Raw genomic sequence first — 26,130 nt, 5'->3', positions numbered from 1 at the left:
CATATTTTGAACTTAAAAAAATTAGCCTCAGGTGTCGTTTTAGGCGTTTTTCTGGCATTTTTCGCTTGTAACAGTTTTGCTGCACAACATGAAAATCATCAGGAAACGGCTGTTGTTGCAACAGAGGATACCACGCACGCCGCTCATCATGAAGTTGCCGAAGCTCACGGAGCTGCAGCGACCGGTCACGATGAAGTTTTTAACCCTACTACTGCCATTTTAGAGCACATTGGCGATGCCCACTCATGGCATGTTTTTGGTGATGTATCTATAGGTTTGCCGGTAATATTATTTACGGATAAAGGCACCGAGTTTTTCTCATCAAGTAAATTCAATCACGGCCATGATGCTTACCAGGGTAAATACTATACCTATAAGTTGGTTGAAGATAAAATAAGAGTTGTTGACGCTGCAGGTAATGTAGATAAAGCTACATCTTATAAGATATACGATTTTTCTATCACCAAAAACGTTGTAGCATTATGGATAGCCGGTATATTATTACTGGTAATATTTATCAGCGTTGCATCTGCATACAAAAAAACCGTTGGTAAAGCGCCAAGGGGATTACAATCATTCATTGAGCCAATTATTGTTTTTGTGCGCGACGAGATTGCACGGCCTAACATAGGTTACCGTTACCAGCGCTATATGCCTGTTTTGCTTACCATATTCTTTTTTATATGGATAAACAACCTACTGGGCTTAATACCCATCTTTCCGGGTGGCGCTAACGTTACCGGTAATATATTAATGACGTTTGTGCTGTCAACCATAGTATTGTTAGTGGTTAATTTTAGCGCTAACAAATATTACTGGAAACACATTTTTATGCCAGATGTACCGGTTTGGTTGTACCCTATCATGATCCCTGTGGAATTGATTGGTGTAATATCAAAGCCATTTGCATTGATGATACGTTTGTACGCAAATATCTCTGCAGGCCACATTATTGTATTAAGCTTAATATCTTTGATCTTTATATTTAAGTCGATGTTTATCGCACCTGTGTCTGTTGCCTTTGTGTTGTTTATGGACGTGTTGGAGCTTTTGGTAGCATTTTTACAGGCTTTTATTTTTACGATGTTAACAGCCCTGTTTATAGGTACAGCGGTTGAAGATCATCACCACTAATTAGTAAATAACAATAATTTATATTTAACTTTTAATTTTAACAAAATGACTGGAAGTATTGCTGCAATAGGTGCAGGTTTAGCGGTTATCGGTGCTGGTATAGGTATCGGTCAAGTAGGTGGTAAAGCGATGGAAGGTATCTCTCGTCAGCCAGAAGCTGCTGCAAAAATCCAAACTGCAATGATCATCGCTGCGGCCCTTGTAGAAGGTGTTGCTTTATTCGGTGTGGTAGTTGCGTTATTAGGCAAATAATTTGCCTTAAAAAAAATTAAGGCTTGCAGCGATTGGCGGCAGGCCTTAATTTAAAAGTTAAAGTATCAAGATTTTTTTAAAGTTATAATGGAAGAATTATTTGACGGTTTATTGAATGATCATTTAGGCTTTGTTGTTTGGTCAACAGTAGCATTTTTGATCTTATTGTTTTTGCTGGCAAAATTTGCCTGGAAACCAATTATGGGTGCCATTGACGAGCGCGAGCGTTCAATTGAAAGCGCCCTTTTAAAAGCTGAAGCTGCCAAAGAAGAAATGAGCCGCTTAACCAGCGAAAACGAAGCTTTGTTAAAACAAGCCCGTATTGAGCGTGACGCTATTTTGAGCGAAGCTAAAAAGGTTAAAGATAGCATTATTGCTGAAGCCAAAGAAGCCGCACAGAAAGAAGCAGGACGCCAGATTGAAATGGCACGTATTGAGATTAACAACCAAAAAGCGATAGCTATGGCTGACGTTAAAAATCAGGTTGCTACCTTGTCATTGCAAATTGCTGAAAAGGTATTGCAGAGACAACTAGAAGATCAACATAAGCAAGACGAACTGGTAAGCCAGTTATTAAAAGAAGTTAAATTGTAAATGGTGGATGGTGAGCTGTGAATAGTGAGTAGTTAACTCACCACTCGCCACTCACCACTCACTACTAACTATTCACATAATATGTCAGAATTAGCGGTAGCATCAAGATATGCCAAATCATTGATCGATCTTTCAGAAGAGCAAAATGTTCTGGAAGCGGTTAACAACGATATGGTTTTCTTTGCCAAAACTTTAAAAGAGAATTCGCAATTAGCGGCGGTGTTAAGCAACCCTATGGTGTCTCACCTTAAGAAGCTTAATATTCTTACTGAAATATTTGCTTCGAGAGTAAATGCGCTAACGATAGCTTTTTTTAAGCTGGTAATTAATAAAGGCCGTGGAGAAGTTGTTAATGGCACCGCGCACGAGTTTATTAACTTGTACAACCGTAAAAATAATATCACTAAAGCTAAGGTGGTTTCTGCTACTCCGTTATCTGCAACTAACCAGCAAGCTTTGCTTGCCGAAGTTAAAGCGGCTATTGGTGGCCAGGTAGTGCTTGAAACTAAAGTTGACCCGTCATTAATAGGTGGTTTTGTATTAACCGTTGGCGACAGACAGCTAGATACCAGCGTACAAACCAGCCTTAATAAGATTAAGAAAAATTTTGCCACAGCGGCAGTTTAAATTACAATAACAAACAAACTCTAAATAAATTAAAACAATGGTAGAGGTAAGACCAGACGAAGTATCGGCAATTTTGCGTCAGCAATTAGCCGGTTTTAAGTCAGAATCTGAATTAGAAGAAGTGGGTACCGTACTACAGGTAGGTGACGGTATTGCACGCGTTTATGGTTTAACAAAAGTACAATCAGGTGAGTTGGTTGAGTTTGATAACGGCCTGCAAGGTATCGTTTTGAACTTAGAAGAAGATAACGTAGGTGTTGTATTGTTAGGTCAGTCTGACGAAATTAAAGAAGGTGACACCGTTAAACGTACCAAAAAGATCGCCTCTATCAGAGTAGGCGAGGGTATGCTAGGCCGTGTTGTTGATACTTTAGGTACCCCTATTGACGGTAAAGGCCCTATACTTGGCGAAACTTATGAAATGCCTTTAGAGCGTAAAGCTCCGGGTGTTATCTATCGTCAGCCGGTAACTGAGCCATTACAAACAGGTATTAAAGCTATCGATGCGATGATCCCTATCGGTCGCGGTCAGCGTGAGTTAGTTATTGGCGATCGTCAGACAGGTAAAACTGCGGTTTGTATCGATACCATCATCAACCAAAAAGAATTTTATGATGCCGGCAAACCGGTTATCTGTATATATGTGGCTTGTGGTCAAAAAGCTTCTACTGTTGCAAACATCGTTCGTACGTTAGAAGAAAAAGGCGCTATGCCATACACTATCATTGTTGCCGCTAACGCTTCAGACTCTGCCACCATGCAGTTCTTTGCTCCGTTTGCAGGTGCAGCTATCGGCGAGTATTTCCGTGACACAGGTCGTCCGGGTTTGATCGTTTATGATGACTTGTCAAAACAAGCTGTAGCTTACCGTGAGGTATCTTTATTATTACGTCGCCCACCAGGCCGTGAGGCTTATCCTGGTGACGTATTTTACCTGCACAGTCGTTTATTGGAGCGTGCTGCTAAAATCAACGCTAACGACTCGATAGCACAAGCGATGAACGATTTGCCGGAGTCTATCCGTCATATCGTTAAAGGCGGTGGTTCATTAACTGCTTTACCTATCATTGAAACACAAGCAGGCGACGTATCAGCATACATCCCAACCAACGTAATTTCAATTACTGATGGTCAGATCTTCCTGGAGTCGAACTTGTTTAACGCAGGTGTTCGTCCGGCTATTAACGTAGGTATCTCGGTATCTCGTGTAGGTGGTAACGCGCAGATCAAATCAATGAAGAAAGTGGCAGGTACTTTGAAACTTGACCAGGCACAATACCGCGAGTTAGAGGCTTTCTCAAAATTCGGTTCGGATCTTGATGCTTCAACTAAAAACGTGTTAGACAAAGGTGCCCGTAACGTTGAGATCTTGAAACAAGGTCAATACTCACCGGTATCGGTTGAAAAACAAGTGGCAATTATTTACTTAGGTACTAAAAACTTAATGCGTAATGTGCCGGTAAATAAAATACGCGCGTTTGAGGCAGAATTTACCACGCAATTAGAGCAACGTCACCCTGAAGTACTTGCCGGCTTAAAAGCAGGTAAGTTTGACGATTCGTTAACAAGTGTACTTGAAACAGTTGCTAAAGAACTGTCAGCAAGTTACAACTAAATAATACGCAAATGTGCGGATATGCAGATGTGCAGATGACCTGTATAACCGCGCATTTGATACAATACAAGCAAATTAATTTGCACATCTGCACATATGCAAATTTGCACATCCGATAAATGGCTAATTTAAAAGAAGTAAGAAACAGGATATCGTCGGTATCGTCAACGCAGCAAATCACCAAAGCTATGAAAATGGTTTCGGCGGCTAAGTTGAAACGTGCTACCAACGCTATTGTACAATTGCGCCCGTATGCAAACAAGCTAAAGGATCTATTGTCAAACTTGTCAGCAAGTTTAGAGGATGGCTCTTCGCCGTTTTTACAACAGCGCGAGCCTGTGCGTGTATTGGTAGTAGCTGTTACCTCAAACCGTGGTTTGGCTGGTGCTTTTAACGCTAACGTTATTAAAACTGCAAACAACCTTATTGCCGAGAAATACAGCGAGCAGCTACAGGCAGGTAATGTATCTATAGTTGCTATTGGTAAAAAAGCACAGGAGTTTTATGAGCGTCGTAAATACAACGTTATTGGTAACAATAACGAGGTTTACAACAATTTAAACTTCAACACAGTTTCTGCCGTTACCGAGTCTATCATGGATGGCTTTTTGAAAGGCAAATATGACCGTGTCGAGGTTATTTATAACCATTTTAGAAACGCAGCTGTACAGTTTTTAATCACCGAACAATTGTTGCCTGTACCACCAATTGAAGCTAAAGCTGAGCAATTTAAAGATACTAAAGGTGCTATTAACCAACAGGTTGATTACATCCTTGAGCCATCAAAAGAAGAAATTGTTGCGGAGCTGATCCCTAAAAACATCAAGATCCAGTTATACCGCGCCGTATTAGATTCGGTAGCATCAGAACACGGTGCCCGTATGACTGCAATGGATAAAGCTACCGAGAACGCAGGCGACCTGTTGAAAGCCCTTAAACTTTCATACAACCAGGCACGTCAGGCAGCTATTACTACCGAGCTTACAGAGATTGTGAGCGGCGCGGCAGCATTAGCCGGATAATATCCTTTTACAAAATATCATAAAGGCTTTCCGGCAACGGGAGGCCTTTTTTGTTTGGATGCAGTCCGTAGAGACGCAATGCCCTTACGTCTCCGCATGGCAGTTGTCCTTAAATAATTATTTATGTTACACAGGGTTACTTTTAACCTCTTTGCGGTATCAATATAAAAACACAACCTAAAATTACCGGCCGGTACCAAAGGACAAAAAACCTTTTAATCATAACATTATGAAAGCAAAAATTTTAATTATGCTGGCCGGCATTGGTATGCTTGCCGCATGTAAAGGACGCGGAAATTATTCTGCAGAGTCAGCAATAACGGACAGCGTAAAACTGGTTAAAACAGCGGATATGCGCATTAAGGTAAAGGATGTGCAAAGCGTTGCCGAGAGAATCTCAAAGCTAACGCTGGAATGCGGTGGGATGGTGACACATAATAACCAGCAGGCTAACACAATAAGCCAGCAGGATTTAAAATTAAGCGACGACTCAGTAAAAAGACTTACAGTTTTTAACAGAACCGCCGACCTGACCCTGAAAATGCCAACCCAATTTCTGGAGCCGTTTATGGATTCGCTCAATCATTTAGGTATTTATGTTGATGCCCGTAAACTGGACATTGAAGATCGTACCATTGATTATGCCGAAACCGAGCTGAAAGCCGAGAACCGAAAGGAGTCTGCAAAAGTACGCAGTAAAATAAAACTTACCCAAGCCGGCGCGGACACTTTACTGGCTTTAAAAGACGAATTTGTAGATAAGAAAATAGCCAATATGCGTACCGATCAGGCTGCTTACTTTAGTACACTTTCCCTGAATTTATACGAGAACAATGCCGTTCACGCAGAGGTGATAGTAAACGATGACCTTGGTGCTTATAATACTCCGGTTAGTACGCGCATTGGCTTAGCACTATCAAACGGATGGCGTGTTTTTGGCGATGTGATGGTTGGCCTGTTAAACTTATGGGTATTTATTTTGGCGATAGGAGGGCTGTGGTATGCCGTGATTTGTTATCGACGGAAACGAAAAGTTGTGAAAGCCGTGGTTTAAACAAAAGGGGCCTTGCAGATTGCAAGGCCCCTTTTGTTGTTTGTCATTGCGGGGGAACTTAGTAATCGCAATGACAAAAGTTGTTCTTAGAGCAAATCAAACCCAATATCTTTTCTAAAATAACAACCATCATAATAAATGCGGCTGGCATCGGCGGTAGCTTGTTGCAGGGCGTCGAACATATTGTCGCGCAGGGCGGTAACCATTAGCACGCGGCCACCGGTGGCTAAAATATCCTCACCCCGTTGCGTGGTGCCTGCCTGGAAAACGTATGATCCGCGGACGTTATCAATACCGCTGATTACTCTATCTTTTAGGTACTCGCCGGGATAACCACCGGCTACGCAAACTACCGTTGCAGCAACCTGGTTAGATACCGAAAAGTCTATCTCATTTAAATTGCCGTTGGCAACGCCTAACAGTAGGTCGACCAAATCTGCTTCAATGCGGGGTAGTACGCTTTCAGTCTCAGGGTCGCCCATGCGGCAGTTGTACTCAATCATATAGGGGTCGCCACCGCAGTTCATCAGGCCAATAAAGATAAAGCCTTTGTAGGGGATGCCATCTTGTTTCAGTCCATTAACTGTTGGGATGATAATGCGATCTTCAACCTTTTTAATAAAAGCCTCATCAGCAAACGGAACCGGTGAAACCGAACCCATGCCACCCGTATTTAACCCGGTATCGCCCTCGCCAATGCGCTTATAATCTTTCGCCGATGGTAATATTTTATAGTTGTCGCCATCTGTCAATACAAATACCGATAGCTCAATGCCTTGTAAAAACTGCTCAATAACCACTTTGGCGCTGGCAGCGCCAAACTTAGCTTCGGTAAGCATTTCTTTTAACTCCTGCTGCGCTTCTTCAAGCGTGGCGCAAATCAATACACCTTTGCCTGCCGCTAAACCGTCCGCCTTTAAAACTATCGGTAAGCCAATGGTTGGCAGGTAGGCCAAACCCTGTTGCAAAGTATCAACAGTAAAAGTTTGCGATGCTGCCGCCGGGATGTTGTGGCGGGTCATAAATTGTTTAGAGAAATCCTTGCTGCCTTCAAGTTGTGCGCCTTCGGCTTGCGGGCCTATAACCGGGATGCCTTTTAGTTGATCGTCTGCTAAAAAGAAATCATGAACACCGCGCACCAATGGTTCTTCGGGGCCAACCAAAACCAGGTTGATGCCATTGTTTAGCACCGCTTGCTTAATGCCTTCAAAATCGTTAACACCAATATTTAGATTGGTGCCATAGGCTCCGGTACCGGCATTGCCGGGGGCAATAAAAATTTTGTCGCATTTTGGGCTTTGGGCAAGTTTCCAGGCGAAGGCGCTTTCCCTTCCGCCTGAACCGAGTATCAGGATATTCATGGCGGCAAAGATAATTATTTGGAGGTAGGATGTAATATTTATAAATTCATATCGTTTAAGCCAAACCTTAACCAAAATATTAATGAACCTATCATTCAAATTACCATTAGCTTGTCTGGTTTTTATGGCATCCTGCAGCATCTGTTTTGCGCAATACAGTGATGGTAAAAATCCGGCTTGGGCACCCGTTCATGGCAAGATAGATTCCGTTATAATAAACGGCTTCGCTGTTACAAATACCGGCAAAGATCAATCAAAGCAAAATAAATATAAACTAGGGTTGGCATACAACGAAGACGGGCAATTGGGCCATCAAGACATGTATACTACATCGGTTAAGCAACAACCAACCGCCCCGGATCGCATCCAGCTTCGAATAATCAATAACTACGATATAGATAGACGGCTTATTGGTATGACTATTTACCATGGAGATACGTATGGAAGTAAAAGTAGCTTTGTGAAAGAGGTGTATAGTTATAAAAACGATACCTTAATTGAAGCTAAGCGATACGGAATGCCAGGCGATGTGTTGTTATCAGTAACACAAATTAGACAAGATAAAGCAGGCAATGTTATTGAACGGAGCACTTCTGATACGTCACAGAAGTTAATATCAAGATTTACCACCACCTACAATGCTCACGGAGAGCGGATTGAAGCGACGGAACATCACATCAATATTACGCCAAAGGACAGAAGATGGACACATACATATGACAAAAAAGGAAATTTGATTAAAGACGTTTATTATGCCGGAGCAGGTGCCGAAGTTACCAGTACCGTGGATTATAAATACACCAAGTTTGACAAGCAGCATAACTGGCTGGTGAAGAATATCTACTCGGAAGGGAAGTTAGCGGGTGTTGTTGAGCGAGAAATAACCTATCGTAAATAATTCAAATTTGCTTATGTATCGCCAATTATTAAAAGGCATTTTAGTTTGCGGAGTTACTTTAATTAGCAACTCATGCTTTGGCCAAATGTTGTACTCCTACACCTTAAAATCATGGAACATCAAAGGTGGTGTGGATTCTATTGTTCAAAATGAAATTCATATCAAAAATGATGACTCTACCAATACCACAATTGATACCCGGGCTGTGTCTTTATATGACAAAATCGGTCATTTAATAGAAAATCGGTCTTATGATTACGAAACTAGAAAACGATTTATAGTAAAGGGCAACCTACCTGTAAGGACTGCCTATAGCTACAACGATAAAGGCAATTTACTGGAAAAAATAAATTATGACTCAGGGGGCAGCCCAGGCTATAAATATGTGCATGCTTTAAATCCGCTCGCATCTTTTATAGAAGTAAAAACTTATTACGAGCCAAACAAGGCATTGGTCACAGTAGCTAAGCTATCCTTAGACAAAGAAGGAAATGTAATTGAGACAAAAAGTTACGATACTCGCGGAAAGTTAGAATATCACCACAAATACCAATACGACAAAGACAATAATTGTACAGAGGATGTCGAAGTTAGTCAGGTAACCTTGAAAGAGGACAAGTCTGTGTTTACGTATGACAAGGGGAATCTAATCAAACAGGTAGTTTATCTTGATTTCGGCGAAACGAAAACTATGGTTACGTACACTTATATCTATCCAAAGTTTGACAACAAGCATAATTGGCTGATACGTAAAATGTATTATAACGGCAGGCTTAGTCAAATATATGACCGAACTATTATTTACAGGAAGTAACAATAGCTATGTATCACCTACCACAAATAGCCAACCTTTAGCCCTTTTCCCTTTAACCTTTGGCTTCAAAACCTTACCTTTACTGTCATAATGACTTTAAAATTACAGTGGCTTAATTATTGAACTGCTGCAATTCAGATAAAACTAAATATGCTAAATTTTATAAGTAAGCTTTTCGGAAGCAAATCAGACCGCGATGTTAAGGCTATTTTGCCTATCGTTGAAAAAATAAAGGCAGAGTATGCCAAACTTGACCAACTGACTAACGATGAGCTTAGAGCCAAAACCATAGCTTTTAAACAAACCATCAGCGAAGGTTTAGCCGGTATCGACGATGAAATTAAAGCGATAAAAGAGCAAACTGAAGGCAATCAGGATATGGATATGCTGGAGAAAGTTGAGCTTTATACGCAACTGGATAAACTGCAAAAAGATAGAGATACAGCGCTGGAAGTTGTTTTGTTAGATCTTCTGCCCCAAGCGTTTGCAGTGGTTAAAGAAACTGCCCGCAGGTTTACCAATAACCCAACTATAGAGGTTACAGCAACAGATTTTGACCGCACGCTTGCTGCTACAAAATCAAATGTTGTTATTCAAGGCGATAAAGCCATTCACCATAACACCTGGACCGCTGCCGGCAACCAGGTAACCTGGAACATGGTTCATTACGATGTGCAGCTAATTGGCGGTACCGTATTGCACCAGGGTAAAATATCTGAGATGGCTACCGGCGAGGGTAAAACATTGGTGGCTACGCTGCCTGCTTACTTAAACGCTATTGCCGGTCAGGGTGTGCATATTGTAACGGTGAATGACTACCTGGCACGTCGTGACTCTGAGTGGATGGGCCCATTGTATGAGTTCCACGGTTTATCTGTTGATTGTATTGACAAGCACGAGCCAAATGGCGAAGAGCGCCGCGCTGCATATCTGGCCGATATTACTTTTGGTACCAACAATGAGTTTGGCTTTGACTACCTGCGTGACAACATGACACGTAGCCCCGAAGAATTGGTACAACGCAAGCTGCATTTTGCCATGGTGGATGAGGTCGATTCGGTTTTAATTGACGATGCCCGTACACCATTAATCATATCAGGCCCTATCCCACGCGGTGATGAGCACGAGTTTTATGATTTGAAACCACGCATTGAGCGTTTGGTTAACGCGCAAAAAGCTTATATAAACGGTGTTTTAAACGAAGCTAAAAAAGCTTTTGCTGATGGTAAAACCGGTCCCGAAGATGGCGGCTTAGCCTTAATGCGTGCTTACCGTGGCTTGCCAAAAAGCAAAGCCTTAATTAAGTTTTTGAGCGAGGGTGGTAACAGGCAGCTTTTGTTAAAGGCTGAAAACCATTACATGCAAGATCAGAACCGCGAGATGCACAAAGTTGACGCGGAGCTTTTCTTTACTATTGACGAGAAACAAAACTCGGTTGAGCTGGCAGAAAAAGGTATCGAGCTGATCACCGCATCAGGCGAAGATCCTAGCTTCTTTGTGATGCCTGACGTGGGTACAGAGATTGCGGTTATCGAAAAATCCGACTTGCCTGCAGATGAAAAAATCGCCAGGAAAGACGAACTGATGCGCGATTTCTCTATCAAATCAGAGCGTATCCACTCGGTTAACCAGTTACTAAAAGCTTATACTTTATTTGAAAAAGATACCGAGTATATCCTTGACGATGGCAAAGTAAAGATCGTTGATGAGCAAACCGGCCGTGTGCTTGATGGTCGTCGTTACTCTGACGGGTTGCACCAGGCTATTGAGGCTAAAGAGAATGTTAAGGTGGAGGATGCTACGCAGACCTTTGCTACCGTAACTTTGCAAAACTACTTCCGTATGTACCACAAGCTTTGCGGTATGACGGGTACTGCAGTTACAGAAGCAGGCGAATTCTGGGAAATATATAAACTTGACGTTGTTGAGATACCAACCAACACACCTGCCAGCCGTAAGGACCTGGAGGATTTGGTTTACCGCACCGTACGCGAAAAATATAATGCCGTTGCCGACGAGATTGTTAAACTTACGCAAGCCGGTCGCCCGGTGTTGGTGGGTACAACTTCGGTAGAGATATCTGAGTTGTTGAGCCGCATGCTTAAACTGCGCGGTATCAAACACAATGTATTGAACGCCAAAATGCACCAGAAGGAGGCAGACGTAGTTGCCGAAGCCGGTCAGACAGGTACCGTAACCATTGCTACCAACATGGCTGGTCGTGGTACGGATATTAAGCTGGGTGCAGGTGTTAAAGAAGCCGGTGGTTTAGCCATTGTAGGTACCGAGCGCCATGAGTCTCGTCGTGTCGATCGACAGTTGCGTGGTCGTGCAGGCCGCCAGGGCGATCCAGGTACTTCGCAGTTCTTTGTATCGTTAGAGGATAACCTGATGCGTTTATTCGGATCAGAGCGTATCTCAAACCTGATGGTGCGTATGGGTATTGAAGAAGGCGAAGTGATTCAGCATTCTATGATCTCAAACTCGATAGAACGCGCGCAGAAAAAGGTAGAAGAAAACAACTTTGGTACCCGTAAACGTTTGTTAGAGTATGATGATGTGATGAACTCGCAACGTACCGTAGTTTACACTAAACGTAAAAACGCCCTGTTTGGCGAGCGTTTAGACGTGGATTTGAACAATACCATTTTTGATGTTGTTGAAGACGTAGTTACTGAGTATAAAGAACAAAACAACTTTGAAGGTTTACGTTTAGAAGTTATCCGCTTATTCTCTGTTGATATGGAGATTAGCCAGGATGAGTTTGTAGGTGCTAAATTGAATGATTTGGTTGATCGTGTATTTGCGGATGTAACTGAATTTTACAAACGTAAATCAGAAGCGATAGCACAACAAGCCGACCCTGTATTGAAAGACGTTTATAACACCCGTGGTAACGTTATCGAAAACATTGTAGTGCCATTTACAGATGGTGTACGTTCTATCCAAATTGCCGTTCCGTTGAAAAAGGCGGTTGACAATAATGGTGTGGAGGTGATCAAGTCTTTCGAGAAAAACGTGACGCTGGCACTGATAGATGATTCGTGGAAAGAGCACTTGCGCGAGATGGATGAGTTAAAGCAGTCTGTACAAAACGCGGTGTATGAGCAAAAGGATCCGTTATTGGTTTACAAGTTTGAGGCCTTTAACCTGTTCCGCGCTATGTTGGCTAGTGTAAACAAAGAGATTGTTAGTTTCTTATTTAGAGGTGGTATAGCGGCTCAACAAGCGCCAGACGAGGTGCAGGAAGCGCGCCCGCAACCTAAAACTGATATGCGTAACATGCGTACGTCAAAACCAGAACTCGCCGGCGACGGTAGCGGTTTACCTGATTTTGAGGACACCCGCGAGCTGCAAAAACAATCGCCGGTACGTGTTGAGCAAAAAATAGGCAGAAATGACCCTTGCCCTTGCGGTAGCGGTAAAAAATATAAAAGCTGCCATGGCATAGGCCAGGCGTAAATACATCTCGCCTTGCGCGGAAGTAAGCAATCGCGAACTTTGCAGTGATGAATTGCATGCGTGAGATTGCCACGCTATCGCTCGCAATGACATAAAGAGTTTCAACAATGACAAAAGCACCCGTTTATAAAGCCATTTTCAGCCTAATAACCGGGTGCTTTTTTTTTATGCCGATGATAGCACGGGCGCAAACCACGCGTGGTACGGTTGAGATAATAAAAGATGCCCGCATAGACAGCTTTGCAGCCCGCCGGGCGACGCTAAAGGTTAGCGGCGGTAGTTCTTCTGCTCCTGCTGTATCATCAGGTGGCGCGGGCACATCAAGCTACGGTTACCGCGTGCAAATATTTAACGGGCCAAACCGTAAAAGCGCGTTTGCTACCCAAGAGCAGTTTATTAATGAGCATGCAGGGATGCGTACCTACATCAGCTATTCGGCACCCAACTATAAGGTACATGCCGGCGATTTCAGGACACGATTAGAGGCGGACAGAATGATGCAGGAACTTAAGGGCGCTTACACAGGTCTTTTTATAATAAGGGCTAAAATTAACCCACCAAAAATAGCAGCGACAGATGATTAAGCAACAGATACAAGAACTTTCAAAAGGGCTTTATAATGAAGTGGTAGCCAATCGCCGCCACTTGCATAGCCACCCTGAACTATCTTTTGCGGAGGTAGAAACATCGGCATTTGTTGCTAAAAAGCTGGACGAGCTGGGTATTGGGTGGGAGCGTATGGCCGACAACGGCTTGGTTGCTTTAATTAAAGGTGAAAAGCCGTCTGACCAGGTAATAGCCCTGCGTGCTGATATGGATGCCTTGCCTATTACAGAAGTTAACGATGTGCCCTATAAATCACAAAACGAAGGCGTAATGCATGCCTGCGGACATGATGTGCATACCTCATCATTATTAGGCACAGCAAAAATATTAACGCAGTTAAAAAACGAGTTTGGCGGTACAGTTAAACTGATATTTCAACCTGCCGAAGAGCGCCTGCCCGGCGGTGCAAGCTTAATGATTGCAGAGGGTGTTTTAGAAAATCCGAAACCGCAGGCCGTATTGGGCCAGCACGTAATGCCTTTAATAGATGCGGGCAAATTTGGTTTCCGCTCGGGGCAGTACATGGCTTCGACAGATGAGCTTTATGTAACGGTGAGGGGTAAGGGTGGCCACGGCGCTCAACCTCATAATAATATAGATCCGGTGCTTATTACCGCCCATATTTTAGTGGCGCTGCAACAGATCGTAAGCCGTATGTCGGCCCCTATTAATCCTACTGTTTTGTCATTTGGTAAGGTGATAGCCAATGGTGCTACCAACGTTATACCTGATGAGGTAAAACTGGAAGGCACTTTCCGCGCCTTGGATGAAAACTGGCGCGACGAGGCCCACATCAAGATGAAAAAAATGGCCGAAGGTATTGCAGAAAGCATGGGCGGCAGCTGCGAGTTTAATATCATGAGGGGTTATCCTTTCCTGATCAACGAGCCCAAGCTAACGGCCGCTGTTCGTCAACACGCGGAGGATTACTTAGGCAAAGAAAACGTAGAGGACCTGGATATCTGGATGGCTGCTGAAGACTTTGCTTACTACTCGCAGGTTGCAGATGCTTGCTTTTACCGCATGGGTACCCGTAACGAGAGCCGCGGTATTACATCAGCGGTACACACACCAACATTTGATATTGAAGAAACTGCTTTAGAGCAAAGTATTGGTTTAATGGCCTATTTGGCCGTCAAACAATTGGGTAATTAGTGATTCAAAAACAGTTGTCATTCTGAGCGAAAAGCGAAGAATCTATACCTTTGAAAGACGGTTATTGTCGGCCGTAGAAAATGCTTCGGTCCTCAACATGACAAACAGCACATCCATGAACAGAAAACTCCTATTTGCTTTCCTCCTTTTGCTTTCAGCTTTCAGCTCCAAAGCGCAGGATGTCCGTTTCAACCCGGATACCATCAGGACGATCGTGATCGACTCGCCGGTTAACATTCGCTCGCACAAACTTAACGCGCAGGATTTTATTGACGCGGTTTTGGCTGATACCGGCTTTTACAAAGCTTTCCGTAATATGAAACGCTATGGTTTCACCGCCGCTAACGACATTTATACCTATGATAAAAATAATAAAGTAGAGGGTGAGATACACAGGCGGATTAGACACAGTATCGTTAACGGTAAGCCCAAAACCGAATATTTACTTAAGCAGGATAAAGGCAAGATTTACAAAAAGAACGGCAAATATGACCTTTATACCGTCGAAATGTTTGACTACATTTTTGATAACGCCTATAAATCTGAATTCTCTGCTGCAGATCCGTTTGAAGGCGGCGGCGGCGGCAAAAATGGCTCATACAAAGCCAAGGCTAAAACACTTATCTTCTCGCCGGGTCGCCGGGTTCCGGGTATCCCTTTTATAAGCAGCAAAACAGAAATATTTAGCAGCGATATGCGGCAGTTTTACAGGTATGAGTTCGCCCGTGGTAAATATTTGGATACCATTCCTGTTTATCGGTTTAAGGTGATCAGGAAATCAAGTACATCTGATAGCGACGTGATGATTAACGAGCTTACCACCATATTTGATATGCGCGACTTTAAAATATTGGGCCGCTATGTTGATATGAGGTTTGATAATATCTTTGTCGACTTTAACGTGAAAATGAATATTGAGCTGGTGCCCTACAATGGTGAATTATTACCTGCAAAAATGAGCTATCAGGGTAATTGGGATATACCGCTGCATAAAGAAGAGCGTTCCAGCTTTTTGATCTTGCATAAGGATTATCATAAGTAGAAACTTACTTGTCGTTGCTTCGTTCCCGCAATGACAAAAACATTTCAAAGCACAAAAGCCACGCACTGCGTGGCTTTTGTGCTTTGAAATAGTCGGCCTACTTTATCTGGCTCAGCATTTCTTTAACGGCGGCTTCTAGTTGCTGGTCGGTGCCGGTTAGTACTTTGTTATAGTCGTTAGGCACCCGTATGTCAGGTTCTATCTGGTGGTTTTCAGTAGCGTGGGTTTCGTTAATACCCCAGCTGCCTACCATCGGGATACCAAAGGTTAGCGAATTATCAATCAGGTTTTCCCACCAAACAGCGGTGCCTGTACCGGCAACCGGCATACCTATCAGTTTGCCCAGGCCCAATGCTTTGTAAGCATACGGGAACATAAAAGCGTCCGAATAATTGCCCTCGCTCATCAGTACACAGCTTGGTTTTGTCCACTTATTGCCTGGTTCGCCGCCTGTGGTAGCTTCACCCTGCGGGCGGAAAGAGAAGTATTTTTTACCACCCAGGAAAGTCACCAAATCATCATGCAACCAACCGCCACCGTTAAAGCGGGTGTCGACAATCAGCGCTTTTTTTGTTAGGTTTTTACCCAGTACTTTATCAAACGTGCTGCGATAACTGGCCTCGTTCATGCCCTCTACGTGCACATAACCTACCTGGCCTTTTGACAGGCTGTCGGTTAGCTGTTCCATCTTTTTAACCCAGCGCTCGTATAGCATACCGGTTTCTGCACCGGCTGCAATTGGTTTAACCGTTTCGTTGTAAACGGTTTTGCCAGCCGGATCATGAAAAGTAATCAGCGTGTATTTACCGGCCTTGCCGTTCAATAGTTTTGCCCAATCTTCATCATTGGTTATCGGCACGCCGTCTATCTTATCAATAACATAGCCTTTACGCATTTTGCTCTTGGCAATATCAAACGGACTGCCTGTGATAATGTCCCGCACGATCAAGCCATTAGCATTGCTGGCGGCATCATACAGTAAACCTAAAGCCGCTGTCCTGTCGCCCTCAGGCAAAACAGGCGAGTAGTTAGCGCCGGTGTGTGATACATTCAGTTCGCCCAAAAGCTCACTTAACAGTACCTGGAAATCATAATTGTTATTTACGTGTGGTAGCAACTTCTCGTAAGTGTCGCTATAATACTTCCAATCTACGCCCTGCATTTTAGGGTCGTACATCTTTTTAGGCACCTGTTTAACAATGTGCTCATAAATGTATTTGCGCTCTGCCGCGGCGTTAAGGGTGTAGGTAGCTGCAATGGGGATTTGCGTAACCTTGCCATTGTCCACATCAATTTTCATTGCGCCACCGCCCGACATCATGAATAACGACTTACCGTCCTTACTCATAATCAAACCACCGCCGCCCGCGTTGATCTCTGCCAGTACACGGGTTTCTTTAGTCCGGGTTGATAGCACCCAAAGGTTGTAACCCTTATCAAATGCCGCCAGGTAGTAAAGTTTCTCACCGTCTTTTGACAATTTAGAGTCGCCAATTCGGGACGACGTAAGCGTTAAACGCGCGGTACGCTCGTCTAAATTATCCAGGTCAGGCACAAATTCAGGTATGGCCGCAGGTTTTACCTTCTCTTTTTTGACTTTCGCTATGCTGTCGGCTTTGGCTTGTGCTTTTTTAATATCAATAGAATCGCGCTTGCCTATCTCGGTTTTAATAGCCAGGTCTTCTTTACTTAGGTTAAACTTGTCCCAGGTGTCTTTATCAAAAAACTTAGCGTAGATATCGCCTTGCGCGCCGCGGCTCAGGTTTTTCATGCCCTGCTTGTCGCTTGTCCAGTACATCATCTTATCGCCCATGCCGAATTGTGGGTTGCCGTCGTTAAAACCGCTTTGGGTAAGGTTTACGCGTCCCTTTGAGCCATCAGCTTTAATTAAAACAATCTCGCTGCTGCCTAAAGCATTGGTCTCGGTAGACTGCGCTAGTAGGTATTTGCTATCTGCCGACCATCTGAAATTTTGATCACCGTCTGAATACGAAAAGTTAACGCCGGCGGGTAATACAGCTATGGAGCTTTTACTGGCAATGTCATAAATCTTGATAACATTACGCTCTTCAAGGTAGGCTATCTTTTTGCCATTAGGCGATGGTATCGGCTGAAACTCGTCCTTATCCGTAGCGATAATAGGCTCGGTAGTTAGGGTAGTAGCGGCATAAAAAGACGGTTCGCTTTTGCTGGCAATGCTGGTTTTATAAATATCCCATGACTTTTCATTCTCTACCGAGTAGATGATACTGCGGCCATCGGTAGAAAACTCTATCATACGTTCCTGGTATGGGGTATTGGTAATGCGTTTAACAATACCACCTTCAACCGACGAGGCGAAGATTTCGCCACGGTAAACAAAGGCTATCTCTTTGCCATCCGGCGATACGGCCATGTCAGACGCGCCGCGTGCAGCAATGTTTTGTATTTGGTCGCTGTTGAAATCAGCATTAACCGCAACAGTTATTTTTTGTGGCGATTGGCCTTCTTTTAGGGTGTAGATGTCACCATTTTGCGTAAACGCAAAGGTGCCGTTAGCAGCACGAGACAGGTTACGCACCGGGTTTTTGTCAAACTTGGTGATCTGGGTTATTTTGGTAACATCAGCTTCTGATGATTTGTATAGGTTTTGGTTGCCATTACGCTCGCTCAGGTAATAAAAAGTACCTCCGTCGCCCCATATTGGTTCGCGGTCTTCGCCAATATAGGTTGACGCTTTAGTGTAAGCGTTGGTTTTGGTGTTGTAGATCCAAATGTCTTTGGTTACGGCCGAGGTGTGGTGCTTACGGTAAGGGTTTTCATATCCCTTGCCATCCTGGTAAATAAACTTGTCGCCGGCTTTGTTAAAGTGCACAAAATCGGTGCCGGCAGGGTTCACCATAAAGCTACGGCCACCCGCAGCGGCTACCTTATATAACTTGGTAAAATAGGCATCGCCCGGGAAACGTACTGATGTACTTACATCGTGCCTGCGGCTGCCAAAGTAAAGCGTTTTATCGTCGCCCGTAAACTCGAACGGTATATCGCGGCTAGAGTCAAATGTTAACCTTTTAGCGCTGCCGCCTTCTGCCGGAATGGTATACACATCAAAGTTGCCATAACGGTCTGACGCGAATGCGATTGTTTTGCTATCATGGCTCCAGATAGGGTAACCGTTGTAAGCATTGTTGATGGTTAGCGGCACAGCAGATCCGCCGGTGGCGGCAACTTTAAAAAGATTGCCTTTGTACTCAAAAGCTATCCAATTGCCATCGGGCGAGATAGCGGGTTGCTGCATAAACAAAGCAGGGCTTTGCGCAAATGATCGGCATGTAGCGATACCGATCAGCAAAATGATCAGGGAGAATTTTTTCATTGATAAGTTAATTTCAAGGCGTAAGATAGGGAAATGTAGGGAAATTGGCAAGATGCCAGATATAGCTTTCCATAGTTCTACATAGGATTACAAGCACTCCCAATTGAGCGGGAGCAAGCCTTTTACGTAATGGCCAATGGCAGCGACAGGTAACTCATTAGCGCGAGATTGTCATTATGAGCATAGCGAAGAATCGTAAGCCTGCTTACCGCGTTTAGAAGATTCTTCGCTTTGCTTTAAATGACAATAACGATTGCTTAAAATTCCGCGTTTTTCGGGAACCTTGGGAAAGGGATCACATCCCTGATATTACCCATCCCCGTTACAAACAGTACCAAACGTTCAAAGCCTAAACCGAAGCCCGAATGCGGGCAGCCACCATAACGGCGGGTGTCTAGGTACCACCAAAGTTCGTCTTTCGGTATACCTATCTCGTCCATACGGTTTTCCAATTTCTCCAGGCGCTCTTCGCGCTGGCTGCCGCCAACGATCTCGCCAATACCCGGGAACAGGATATCCATAGCGGCAACGGTTTTGCCGTCGTCGTTTTGGCGCATGTAGAAGGATTTGATCTCTTTAGGATAGTCCGTCAGGATCACCGGTTTTTTAAAGTGTTTCTCTACCAAATAGCGCTCATGTTCTGATTGCAGGTCGGTGCCCCAGCCTTCAACCAGGTATTGAAACTTCTTCTTTTTATTTGGTGTCGATTCTTTTAAAATATCAATAGCCTCGGTGTAGGTAAGGCGCTCAAAATCGTTACTTAAGCAAAATTGCAACTTTTCGGTCAGGCTCATTTCTGAGCGCTCGTTTTGTGGTTTTTGCTTTTCTTCTTCCAGCAAACGCTGCGTTAAAAACTCAATGTCGTCTTTGTTTTTATCAAGTGCGTAAGCAATTACATATTTCAGTAAAGCTTCGGCAGTATCCATGTTGTCAGTAATATCTGCAAAGGCCATCTCCGGCTCAATCATCCAAAACTCGGCCAGGTGGCGGGTAGTGTTACTGTTTTCGGCACGGAAGGTAGGGCCAAACGTGTAAATATCGCTCAAGGCCATAGCGCCAAGCTCACCCTCTAACTGGCCGGATACGGTAAGGTTAGCTGCACGGCCAAAAAAGTCTTGCTTGTAATCAACCTCGCCTGTTTCGGTACGTGGCGTGTTAGCTAGGTCAAAGTTGGTAACATGGAAAGTTTCGCCCGCGCCCTCGGCATCACTTGCGGTAATGATAGGGGTGTGCAAATAAACAAAACCACGCTCCTGGAAAAACTGGTGCACCGCGAAAGACAAGGTGTTACGCACCCTGAAAATAGCGCCGAAAGTATTGGTGCGGAAACGCAGGTGAGCATTCTCGCGCAAAAACTCAAGACTGTGTTTTTTGGGCTGGATGGGGTATTTTTCCGGGTCGCAGTCGCCTAATATCTCAACGGTTTCGGCAATAACCTCAACGGTTTGGCCTTTACCCTGCGATGCGATAAGCTTACCAAAGACGCTGATTGCAGCGCCCACGGTAATGCGTTTTAGCAGGGCAGGGTCGGTGTTTTCAAAATCAACAACAATCTGAATGTTATTATTGGTCGATCCATCATTTAAAGCAATAAAACGGTTTTGGCGGAAGGCGCGAACCCACCCCTTTACGGTTACATCCACATCTGTTTGTGTGCTTTGCAATAATGTATTGATCTTAATACGCTGGCTCATTGTTGTAAAAAATTTAGAGCGGCTAAATTACAATTATTTGATTTAGGTTGCTTGGTAAATAATGCAAAAAAGGTGTGCCTTGCTAAGGCACTCGAAGCATGGCGGGCGGCCTTTACACATAGCCTTCGAATGCATTAGGGCGACGCCCCGCCGAGGCATGCTAAATATTAACTAATTTTACAACCATGAACCCCAAACTGAGCCTGGTAATAGGCATACTGTTTATTTCGTTTTCGCCCATATTTGTTAAATGGGCAGAGGCTACGCCTGCGGTTTGCGGGTTTTACCGTATTGCATGTGCCTGGGTATGTTTGCTGCCATACTGCTTATATAAGGGCAACTTACAAATGGCCAGAAAAGATATGCTGCTGGCGCTGTTAGGCGGATTGATCTTCGCCTGTGATGTAACGGTGTGGAACGTTTCTATAAAAATGATAAGCGCTACGGTGTCAACCCTGCTGGCTAACCTGGCGCCCGTTTGGGTGGGCTTGTTGAGCTACTTGCTGTTCCGTAAAAAATCAGGCTGGTTGTTTTGGTTGGGCACCGGCATTGCCATTGTGGGTATGATTATTTTGGTAGGTATAAACCAGGTAATGCAATTGCAATTTAGTTTAGGCGTTGTACTGGCCGTTGCGGCCAGTATGCTTTACGCCGTTTATATGCTGGTATCTAAAGATGTTTTAAAACGCATAGCGACGTTGCCCTTTATGTTTTACAGCATGTTGTGCTCTACCGTGTTTTTGCTGCTTTTATGTGTGTTTTTAGGCGATAATTTACTGCATTTTAATGCAAAAACCTGGTGGAGTTTTGCCGGAATGGGCATTATTTGCCAACTGGCCGGATGGATCACCATCAATTATGCCATCAGCAAATTAGAGTCTACCAAAGTATCTATCGCGCTGTTGAGCCAAACAGTTACTACCGGGATATTGGCAGCGCTGTTGTTACATGAAAGTCTTGAAACAAAAGAAATTATAGGGAGTGTGGTGGTATTGGCTGGGATAGGAATGACGTTTTTGAAGCTGAAGCAGACCGTTGCTCATTCCTCGTCCTGAATATTGTTGGATTTTGATGTTATGAAGGTGAATAATCTGGATCAAATTGTACACCCGAAAAGTCGGGTGACGAAAAATTAGGTTTTCACACGCACGGAGCTAAGCTAAAAGTTAATTCTGTAAAAAAACTGGAGCCGTTGTTTTAACTTCGCTGAACTAAGTACAACTTGTCTCCAATATCAGCTGTCATCTTTGATACGTTTAATAACCTTAATTCGATTTTTATGTGGTGGATCTATGCCCTGCTCTCCGCGTTTTTCGCTTCCTTAACGGCCATCTTTGCTAAGATCGGTGTAAATAATGTTAACTCAGACCTCGCCACGGCTATCCGGACAGTGGTTATACTAGTTGTCGCCTGGGGGATCACGATCTCCCGCGGTGAAGAAAAAGGGATAGGCCAGCTATCCAAAAATAGCTGGGTCTTTCTGGTTCTGTCCGGCCTGGCTACGGGTCTCTCCTGGATCTTTTACTACAAAGCTTTACAGATTGGCAAAGTGTCGCAGGTAGCACCGGTCGATAAACTGAGCGTGGCACTCACCATCGTGCTTTCCGCCGTCTTTTTAAACGAAACAGTTTCGTTAAAGGCCGCGATCGGCGCGGTAATGATCATGGGCGGGACACTGGTGCTGATATTCTGAATTGCAGGAACTCGAAAAAAGTACGGTAAAAGTATGCAGGTCCTGCTCCATGCTATAGGTTAATTTTAATCCATAGTTCTCGCAGATCTGCCGGCCAGCGTCAGGCTAAGTCCGCTGCCTTCCGAATCGGGCGATTTTTGGAAACGCTAAAGTCCCTTCAAAATCTGACGAAAGCAATTGGATACGATAAAATTGATAAAGAAATCAAACAAAAACATATACTCAATATAAACTTGTAAAGCTTAGTCCACACGTGCTCTTAACGAAATAAATAATTTGTAAATTAACAGTTCTTTAAATTTAGAGAGAAAGCATAATTGCCCTACATTTGTACCCTCTTAAAAACGCATGATATTAAAAACAACTATCGACCGCATTATGGAAGCCACAGACATTGTGGAGGTGATAGGTGAATTTGTGAATTTGAAGAAACGGGGTGCCAACTTTGTAGGTTTGTCACCCTTTGTTAACGAGCGTACGCCGTCGTTCACGGTGTCGCCGGCTAAGGGCATCTTTAAGGATTTTTCATCGGGCAAGGGGGGCAGCGCCGTTACCTTTTTAATGGAGCTGGAGAAGTTTACCTACCCCGAAGCGCTAAAATGGCTGGCCAAAAAATACAGTATCGAGGTTGAAGAAACCATTGATGCGCCCGAGGATCGCGAAGCAGACAACCGCCGCGAGAGCCTGATGATCGTATCCGGGTACGCTGCCAAGTTTTTTCATGAAAGTCTGTTAGATACTGACGAAGGTAAATCAATTGGCCTTAGCTATTTTAAAGAGCGTGGTTTTAGCAACGATACCATCAAGAAGTTTGAGCTGGGCTACTCGCCCGACCAATGGGAGGCGTTTACCGGTCAGGCCATAAAGCAAGGTTACCAGGAAGAGTTTTTAACCGAAAGCGGCCTTTCTGTAAAGCGTGATAACGGTACGCTGTATGACCGTTACCGCGGCCGGGTAATGTTTCCCATCCATAACTTTACCGGTCGTGTTATTGCCTTCGGCGGACGCACGCTGAAGAGCGATAAGAACGTACCTAAATACGTTAACTCGCCCGAGAGTGAGATTTATCATAAATCAAACGTTCTTTACGGCCTGTACTTTGCCAAAAAGGCTATACGGGACGAAGATAATTGCTACCTGGTTGAAGGCTATGCCGACGTAATATCGGTACACCAGGCCGGGATAGAGAACGTGGTGGCATCGTCGGGCACATCTCTCACGGTTGAACAGGTTAGGCTAATAGGCCGTCTAACTAAAAACATCACCATATTATATGATGGCGACGCGGCAGGTATAAAAGCGTCACTGCGCGGATTAGACATCATCCTGGAAGAAGGCCTTAACGTTAAGGTAGTGCTGTTCCCGGATGGGCATGACCCTGATTCGTACGTACGGCTAATGGGTACCGCGGGGTTCAAAAAGCATATTGAGGATAATAAGAAAGACTTTATACTCTATAAAGCCAACCTATTATTGAAAGAGGCTGGTAATGATCCTATCAAGAAATCGGAAGTGATACGGGATATCGTCGAAAGTATTGCAAAGATACCCGACTCGATAAAGGCATCAGTATTTATCAAGGAATGTAGTTCCATCCTGAAAATTGATGAACGCGCCCTGTTAACCGAGCTTAACAAGATGCGCCAGGCCAAGGCTAAAAAAGATGGTCAGCAATACTCGGGCGGCAGGGAAATGATAACACCTGTTGATGATTATCCCGTGGTTGAAGATTATGTACAAGAGCCAACGGAAACATACTCGCAAGAAAAAGAGATCGTGCGGGTCCTGTTACTGTATGGCAATAAAATGATCGACTGGGATGGCATAGCCAATACTTATATCGGCCCCTTTATGATAGCCGAATTGGGCGATGTGGATTTTGAGCATCCAACGATAAAAACCTTCATAGAGCTGTATGGCAAAGAAGTAGAAAATGGGGTATTGCCAGAGGATCAGTACTTTATACATCAACAAGATAAAGAAATTGTAGACCTGGCAGTAACGCAAATAGCCACACGCTACACGCTAAGCGAAAACTGGTACGAGATGCACAAAATATTGGTGAACGATGAGCAGGACAATATGAAGGGTACGGTGCTGGGTGCTATATTTCACCTAAAGATGCATAAGGTGGGCAAGATGCTGGACAACCTGCGTGATGAGCTGCAAAAAGCAACCAGCGATGAGGATCAGGACATATTGCTTACCCAATACATGCGTATGAAAAAGGTGGAGAAAACCATATCTGATTACCTGGGATCGGTCATTATTAAATAATGGCTAGCCACAACGACCTTGGCCGCCGCGGCGAAGCCCTTGCAAAAGCTCACCTTGAAGCGACAGGTTACGAGATACTTGACGAAAACTGGTGCCATGCAAAAGCCGAGATTGACCTTATTGCATATAAAGACAAGGTTATTATATTTGCCGAGGTAAAAACCCGCAGCGGCAATGGTTTTGGCGAACCGGAGGATTTTGTTGACAACCGGAAACAAAAACTGCTGGTTAAAGCTGCGGACGAGTATATTTACCTGATGAACCACCAGGGCGAGGTGCGGTTTGACATTATAGCCATATTATTTAAAAGCGAGACTAACTATAAAATAAACCATATTGAGGATGCCTTTTGGCCATCCGCAGACTTATTATGAAAACCAGATCAATATTATTTTTAACGGCACTATTATTTACGGTTTACAGCTGTAAAGACAAAAACGCTGCATCTATAGCAGACAATGCAGATAGCGCCGACATCCTGCTTTACTCGCCAAGGGGATACAATTACAGCACCGGCGACACGGTTAAAATGATGGTGAAATACCCGGCATCGTTAGCTGTCGATTCGGTAGTTTACCTGATAGACTCTGTACGTGTAACGTCGGTAAAAGACTCATCGTACGCATACATCAACTCTGACACCCTAAAGATGGGTACCCGCTCGCTAACTGCAAAGGTTTACCAAGGTGGCAAGGTTAAGAGCGTATCGGCTGATATTTACCTTAAGGCAGGCGCGCCACCCCAGTTTTTAACTTATAAGGTTATCAAAAAATACCCGCACGATATTTCGGCCTACACAGAAGGGTTGATTTACGAGGATGGGGTTTTATACGAGAGCACAGGCGAAAAAGAACATTCAGAAATACGTAAAGTAGATTTGGCTACAGGCAAAGTGTTGCAGAGAACCAAGCTGGACGACAAATACTTTGGCGAAGGCATTGCTATTGTAGGCGACGAAATAGTAATGTTTACCTACCGCGAAAAAGTAGGCTTTGTGTTTGATAAAAAGACATTGAAACTTAAAAGACAATTTAATAACAACGTAGGTGTTGAGGGCTGGGGCGCTACGTTTGACGGACAAAGAATTTATCTTGATGACAGTACCAATCGCATTTGGTTCCTTGATAAAAACGACTATCGCCAAACAGGTTTCATAGACGTGTTTGATAGTAGAGGAGCTGTTGAGCAGATCAACGAACTGGAGTATGTTGACGGAAAGATATATGCCAATATTTATACTTACGACAACATTGTAGTAATCAATCCTAAAAATGGCGCTGTTGAGCAGTCTGTTAATATGGCCAATCTGTGGCCTTACCAGGAGCGCCCCAAAAATTTCGACAGTGAAAACAATGTGTTAAACGGCATTGCTTACGATGCAAAAGGCAAACGCTTTTTTGTTACCGGTAAAAAATGGCCATGGCTATACCAGGTTGAATTTGTAAGAAAGTAACCGAAGGTTAGAATAACCAATC

The 26,130-nt window shown here is 43.9% G+C and carries 21 protein-coding genes; 18 read left to right on the top strand and 3 right to left on the bottom strand.

What is annotated here, in order from left to right:
- Window positions 1-6: 6 nt before the first annotated feature.
- The 7 genes from atpB to ACFSYC_RS08595 all read left to right on the top strand — a co-directional run bounded on the left by atpB (window position 7) and on the right by ACFSYC_RS08595 (window position 6,298).
- Window positions 7-1,134 (top strand): F0F1 ATP synthase subunit A, encoded by a 1,128-nt coding sequence (gene atpB / locus ACFSYC_RS08625; protein ID WP_377125785.1) that lies wholly within the window; start codon window positions 7-9, stop codon window positions 1,132-1,134.
- Window positions 1,135-1,179: 45 nt separating this feature from the next.
- Complete coding sequence (gene atpE / locus ACFSYC_RS08620) at window positions 1,180-1,386, top strand: ATP synthase F0 subunit C (protein ID WP_377125782.1); 207 nt, start codon at window positions 1,180-1,182, stop codon at window positions 1,384-1,386.
- Between the two features lie 87 nt (window positions 1,387-1,473).
- Entirely contained in the window at window positions 1,474-1,980 is a 507-nt protein-coding gene (gene atpF / locus ACFSYC_RS08615; RefSeq protein ID WP_377125779.1) for a F0F1 ATP synthase subunit B, read from the top strand.
- Window positions 1,981-2,061: 81 nt separating this feature from the next.
- Window positions 2,062-2,607: an ATP synthase F1 subunit delta gene (gene atpH / locus ACFSYC_RS08610; RefSeq protein WP_377125776.1), complete on the top strand. Its 546-nt coding sequence runs from the start codon at window positions 2,062-2,064 to the stop codon at window positions 2,605-2,607.
- Window positions 2,608-2,644: 37 nt separating this feature from the next.
- On the top strand, window positions 2,645-4,222 hold the full coding sequence (gene atpA, locus ACFSYC_RS08605; protein ID WP_377125773.1) for a F0F1 ATP synthase subunit alpha: 1,578 nt from the start codon (window positions 2,645-2,647) through the stop codon (window positions 4,220-4,222).
- Window positions 4,223-4,341: 119 nt separating this feature from the next.
- Window positions 4,342-5,244: an ATP synthase F1 subunit gamma gene (gene atpG / locus ACFSYC_RS08600; RefSeq protein WP_377125770.1), complete on the top strand. Its 903-nt coding sequence runs from the start codon at window positions 4,342-4,344 to the stop codon at window positions 5,242-5,244.
- 229 nt (window positions 5,245-5,473) lie between these two features.
- Complete coding sequence (locus ACFSYC_RS08595; protein WP_377125767.1) at window positions 5,474-6,298, top strand: DUF4349 domain-containing protein; 825 nt, start codon at window positions 5,474-5,476, stop codon at window positions 6,296-6,298.
- A gap of 86 nt (window positions 6,299-6,384) precedes the next feature.
- On the opposite strand, the gene purD is transcribed toward ACFSYC_RS08595, so the two are convergent.
- Window positions 6,385-7,659, bottom strand: coding sequence for a phosphoribosylamine--glycine ligase (gene purD / locus ACFSYC_RS08590; protein ID WP_377125764.1), 1,275 nt, complete (start codon window positions 7,657-7,659; stop codon window positions 6,385-6,387).
- An 82-nt stretch (window positions 7,660-7,741) separates the two neighbouring features.
- On the opposite strand from purD, the gene ACFSYC_RS08585 reads away from it, so the two are divergent.
- The 6 genes from ACFSYC_RS08585 (at window position 7,742) to ACFSYC_RS08560 (ending at window position 15,636) form a co-directional block, all read left to right on the top strand.
- Window positions 7,742-8,557: a hypothetical protein gene (locus ACFSYC_RS08585; protein WP_377125761.1), complete on the top strand. Its 816-nt coding sequence runs from the start codon at window positions 7,742-7,744 to the stop codon at window positions 8,555-8,557.
- A gap of 13 nt (window positions 8,558-8,570) precedes the next feature.
- Window positions 8,571-9,371: a hypothetical protein gene (locus ACFSYC_RS08580; RefSeq protein WP_377125758.1), complete on the top strand. Its 801-nt coding sequence runs from the start codon at window positions 8,571-8,573 to the stop codon at window positions 9,369-9,371.
- A 150-nt stretch (window positions 9,372-9,521) separates the two neighbouring features.
- A complete protein-coding gene (secA, locus tag ACFSYC_RS08575) occupies window positions 9,522-12,833 on the top strand; it encodes a preprotein translocase subunit SecA (protein WP_377125755.1) in 3,312 nt (1,103 codons plus the stop codon).
- A gap of 107 nt (window positions 12,834-12,940) precedes the next feature.
- Window positions 12,941-13,417: an SPOR domain-containing protein gene (locus ACFSYC_RS08570; protein WP_377125752.1), complete on the top strand. Its 477-nt coding sequence runs from the start codon at window positions 12,941-12,943 to the stop codon at window positions 13,415-13,417.
- Window positions 13,410-14,594: a M20 metallopeptidase family protein gene (locus ACFSYC_RS08565; protein ID WP_377125749.1), complete on the top strand. Its 1,185-nt coding sequence runs from the start codon at window positions 13,410-13,412 to the stop codon at window positions 14,592-14,594. The genes ACFSYC_RS08570 and ACFSYC_RS08565 overlap by 8 nt, the downstream gene beginning before the upstream one ends.
- Before the next feature lie 115 nt (window positions 14,595-14,709).
- Window positions 14,710-15,636: a hypothetical protein gene (locus ACFSYC_RS08560; RefSeq protein ID WP_377125747.1), complete on the top strand. Its 927-nt coding sequence runs from the start codon at window positions 14,710-14,712 to the stop codon at window positions 15,634-15,636.
- 97 nt (window positions 15,637-15,733) lie between these two features.
- On the opposite strand, the gene ACFSYC_RS08555 is transcribed toward ACFSYC_RS08560, so the two are convergent.
- Both ACFSYC_RS08555 and asnS read right to left on the bottom strand, forming a co-directional pair.
- On the bottom strand, window positions 15,734-18,991 hold the full coding sequence (locus tag ACFSYC_RS08555) for a S41 family peptidase (protein WP_377125744.1): 3,258 nt from the start codon (window positions 18,989-18,991) through the stop codon (window positions 15,734-15,736).
- A 257-nt stretch (window positions 18,992-19,248) separates the two neighbouring features.
- Window positions 19,249-20,685, bottom strand: coding sequence for an asparagine--tRNA ligase (asnS, locus tag ACFSYC_RS08550; RefSeq protein WP_377125741.1), 1,437 nt, complete (start codon window positions 20,683-20,685; stop codon window positions 19,249-19,251).
- Window positions 20,686-20,870: 185 nt separating this feature from the next.
- Here asnS and ACFSYC_RS08545 point away from each other — a divergent pair, with 185 nt between their 5' ends.
- The 5 genes from ACFSYC_RS08545 to ACFSYC_RS08525 all read left to right on the top strand — a co-directional run bounded on the left by ACFSYC_RS08545 (window position 20,871) and on the right by ACFSYC_RS08525 (window position 26,108).
- A complete protein-coding gene (locus tag ACFSYC_RS08545; protein ID WP_377125738.1) occupies window positions 20,871-21,740 on the top strand; it encodes a DMT family transporter in 870 nt (289 codons plus the stop codon).
- Between the two features lie 224 nt (window positions 21,741-21,964).
- Window positions 21,965-22,378: an EamA family transporter gene (locus tag ACFSYC_RS08540; protein WP_377125735.1), complete on the top strand. Its 414-nt coding sequence runs from the start codon at window positions 21,965-21,967 to the stop codon at window positions 22,376-22,378.
- Window positions 22,379-22,726: 348 nt separating this feature from the next.
- On the top strand, window positions 22,727-24,655 hold the full coding sequence (dnaG, locus tag ACFSYC_RS08535; protein WP_377125732.1) for a DNA primase: 1,929 nt from the start codon (window positions 22,727-22,729) through the stop codon (window positions 24,653-24,655).
- A complete protein-coding gene (locus ACFSYC_RS08530; RefSeq protein WP_377125729.1) occupies window positions 24,655-25,029 on the top strand; it encodes a YraN family protein in 375 nt (124 codons plus the stop codon). Before dnaG ends, ACFSYC_RS08530 begins: the two co-directional genes overlap by 1 nt.
- Window positions 25,026-26,108, top strand: a complete 1,083-nt coding sequence (locus ACFSYC_RS08525) for a glutaminyl-peptide cyclotransferase (protein ID WP_377125726.1) — start codon at window positions 25,026-25,028, stop codon at window positions 26,106-26,108. Before ACFSYC_RS08530 ends, ACFSYC_RS08525 begins: the two co-directional genes overlap by 4 nt.
- The last annotated feature ends 22 nt before the right edge of the window (window positions 26,109-26,130 follow it).

The organism is Mucilaginibacter antarcticus (assembly GCF_042686155.1).
Lineage (GTDB): Bacteria > Bacteroidota > Bacteroidia > Sphingobacteriales > Sphingobacteriaceae > Mucilaginibacter > Mucilaginibacter antarcticus.
Note: the sequence above shows the minus strand (reverse complement) of the source record. Positions and strands in the feature narration are given on the sequence as shown.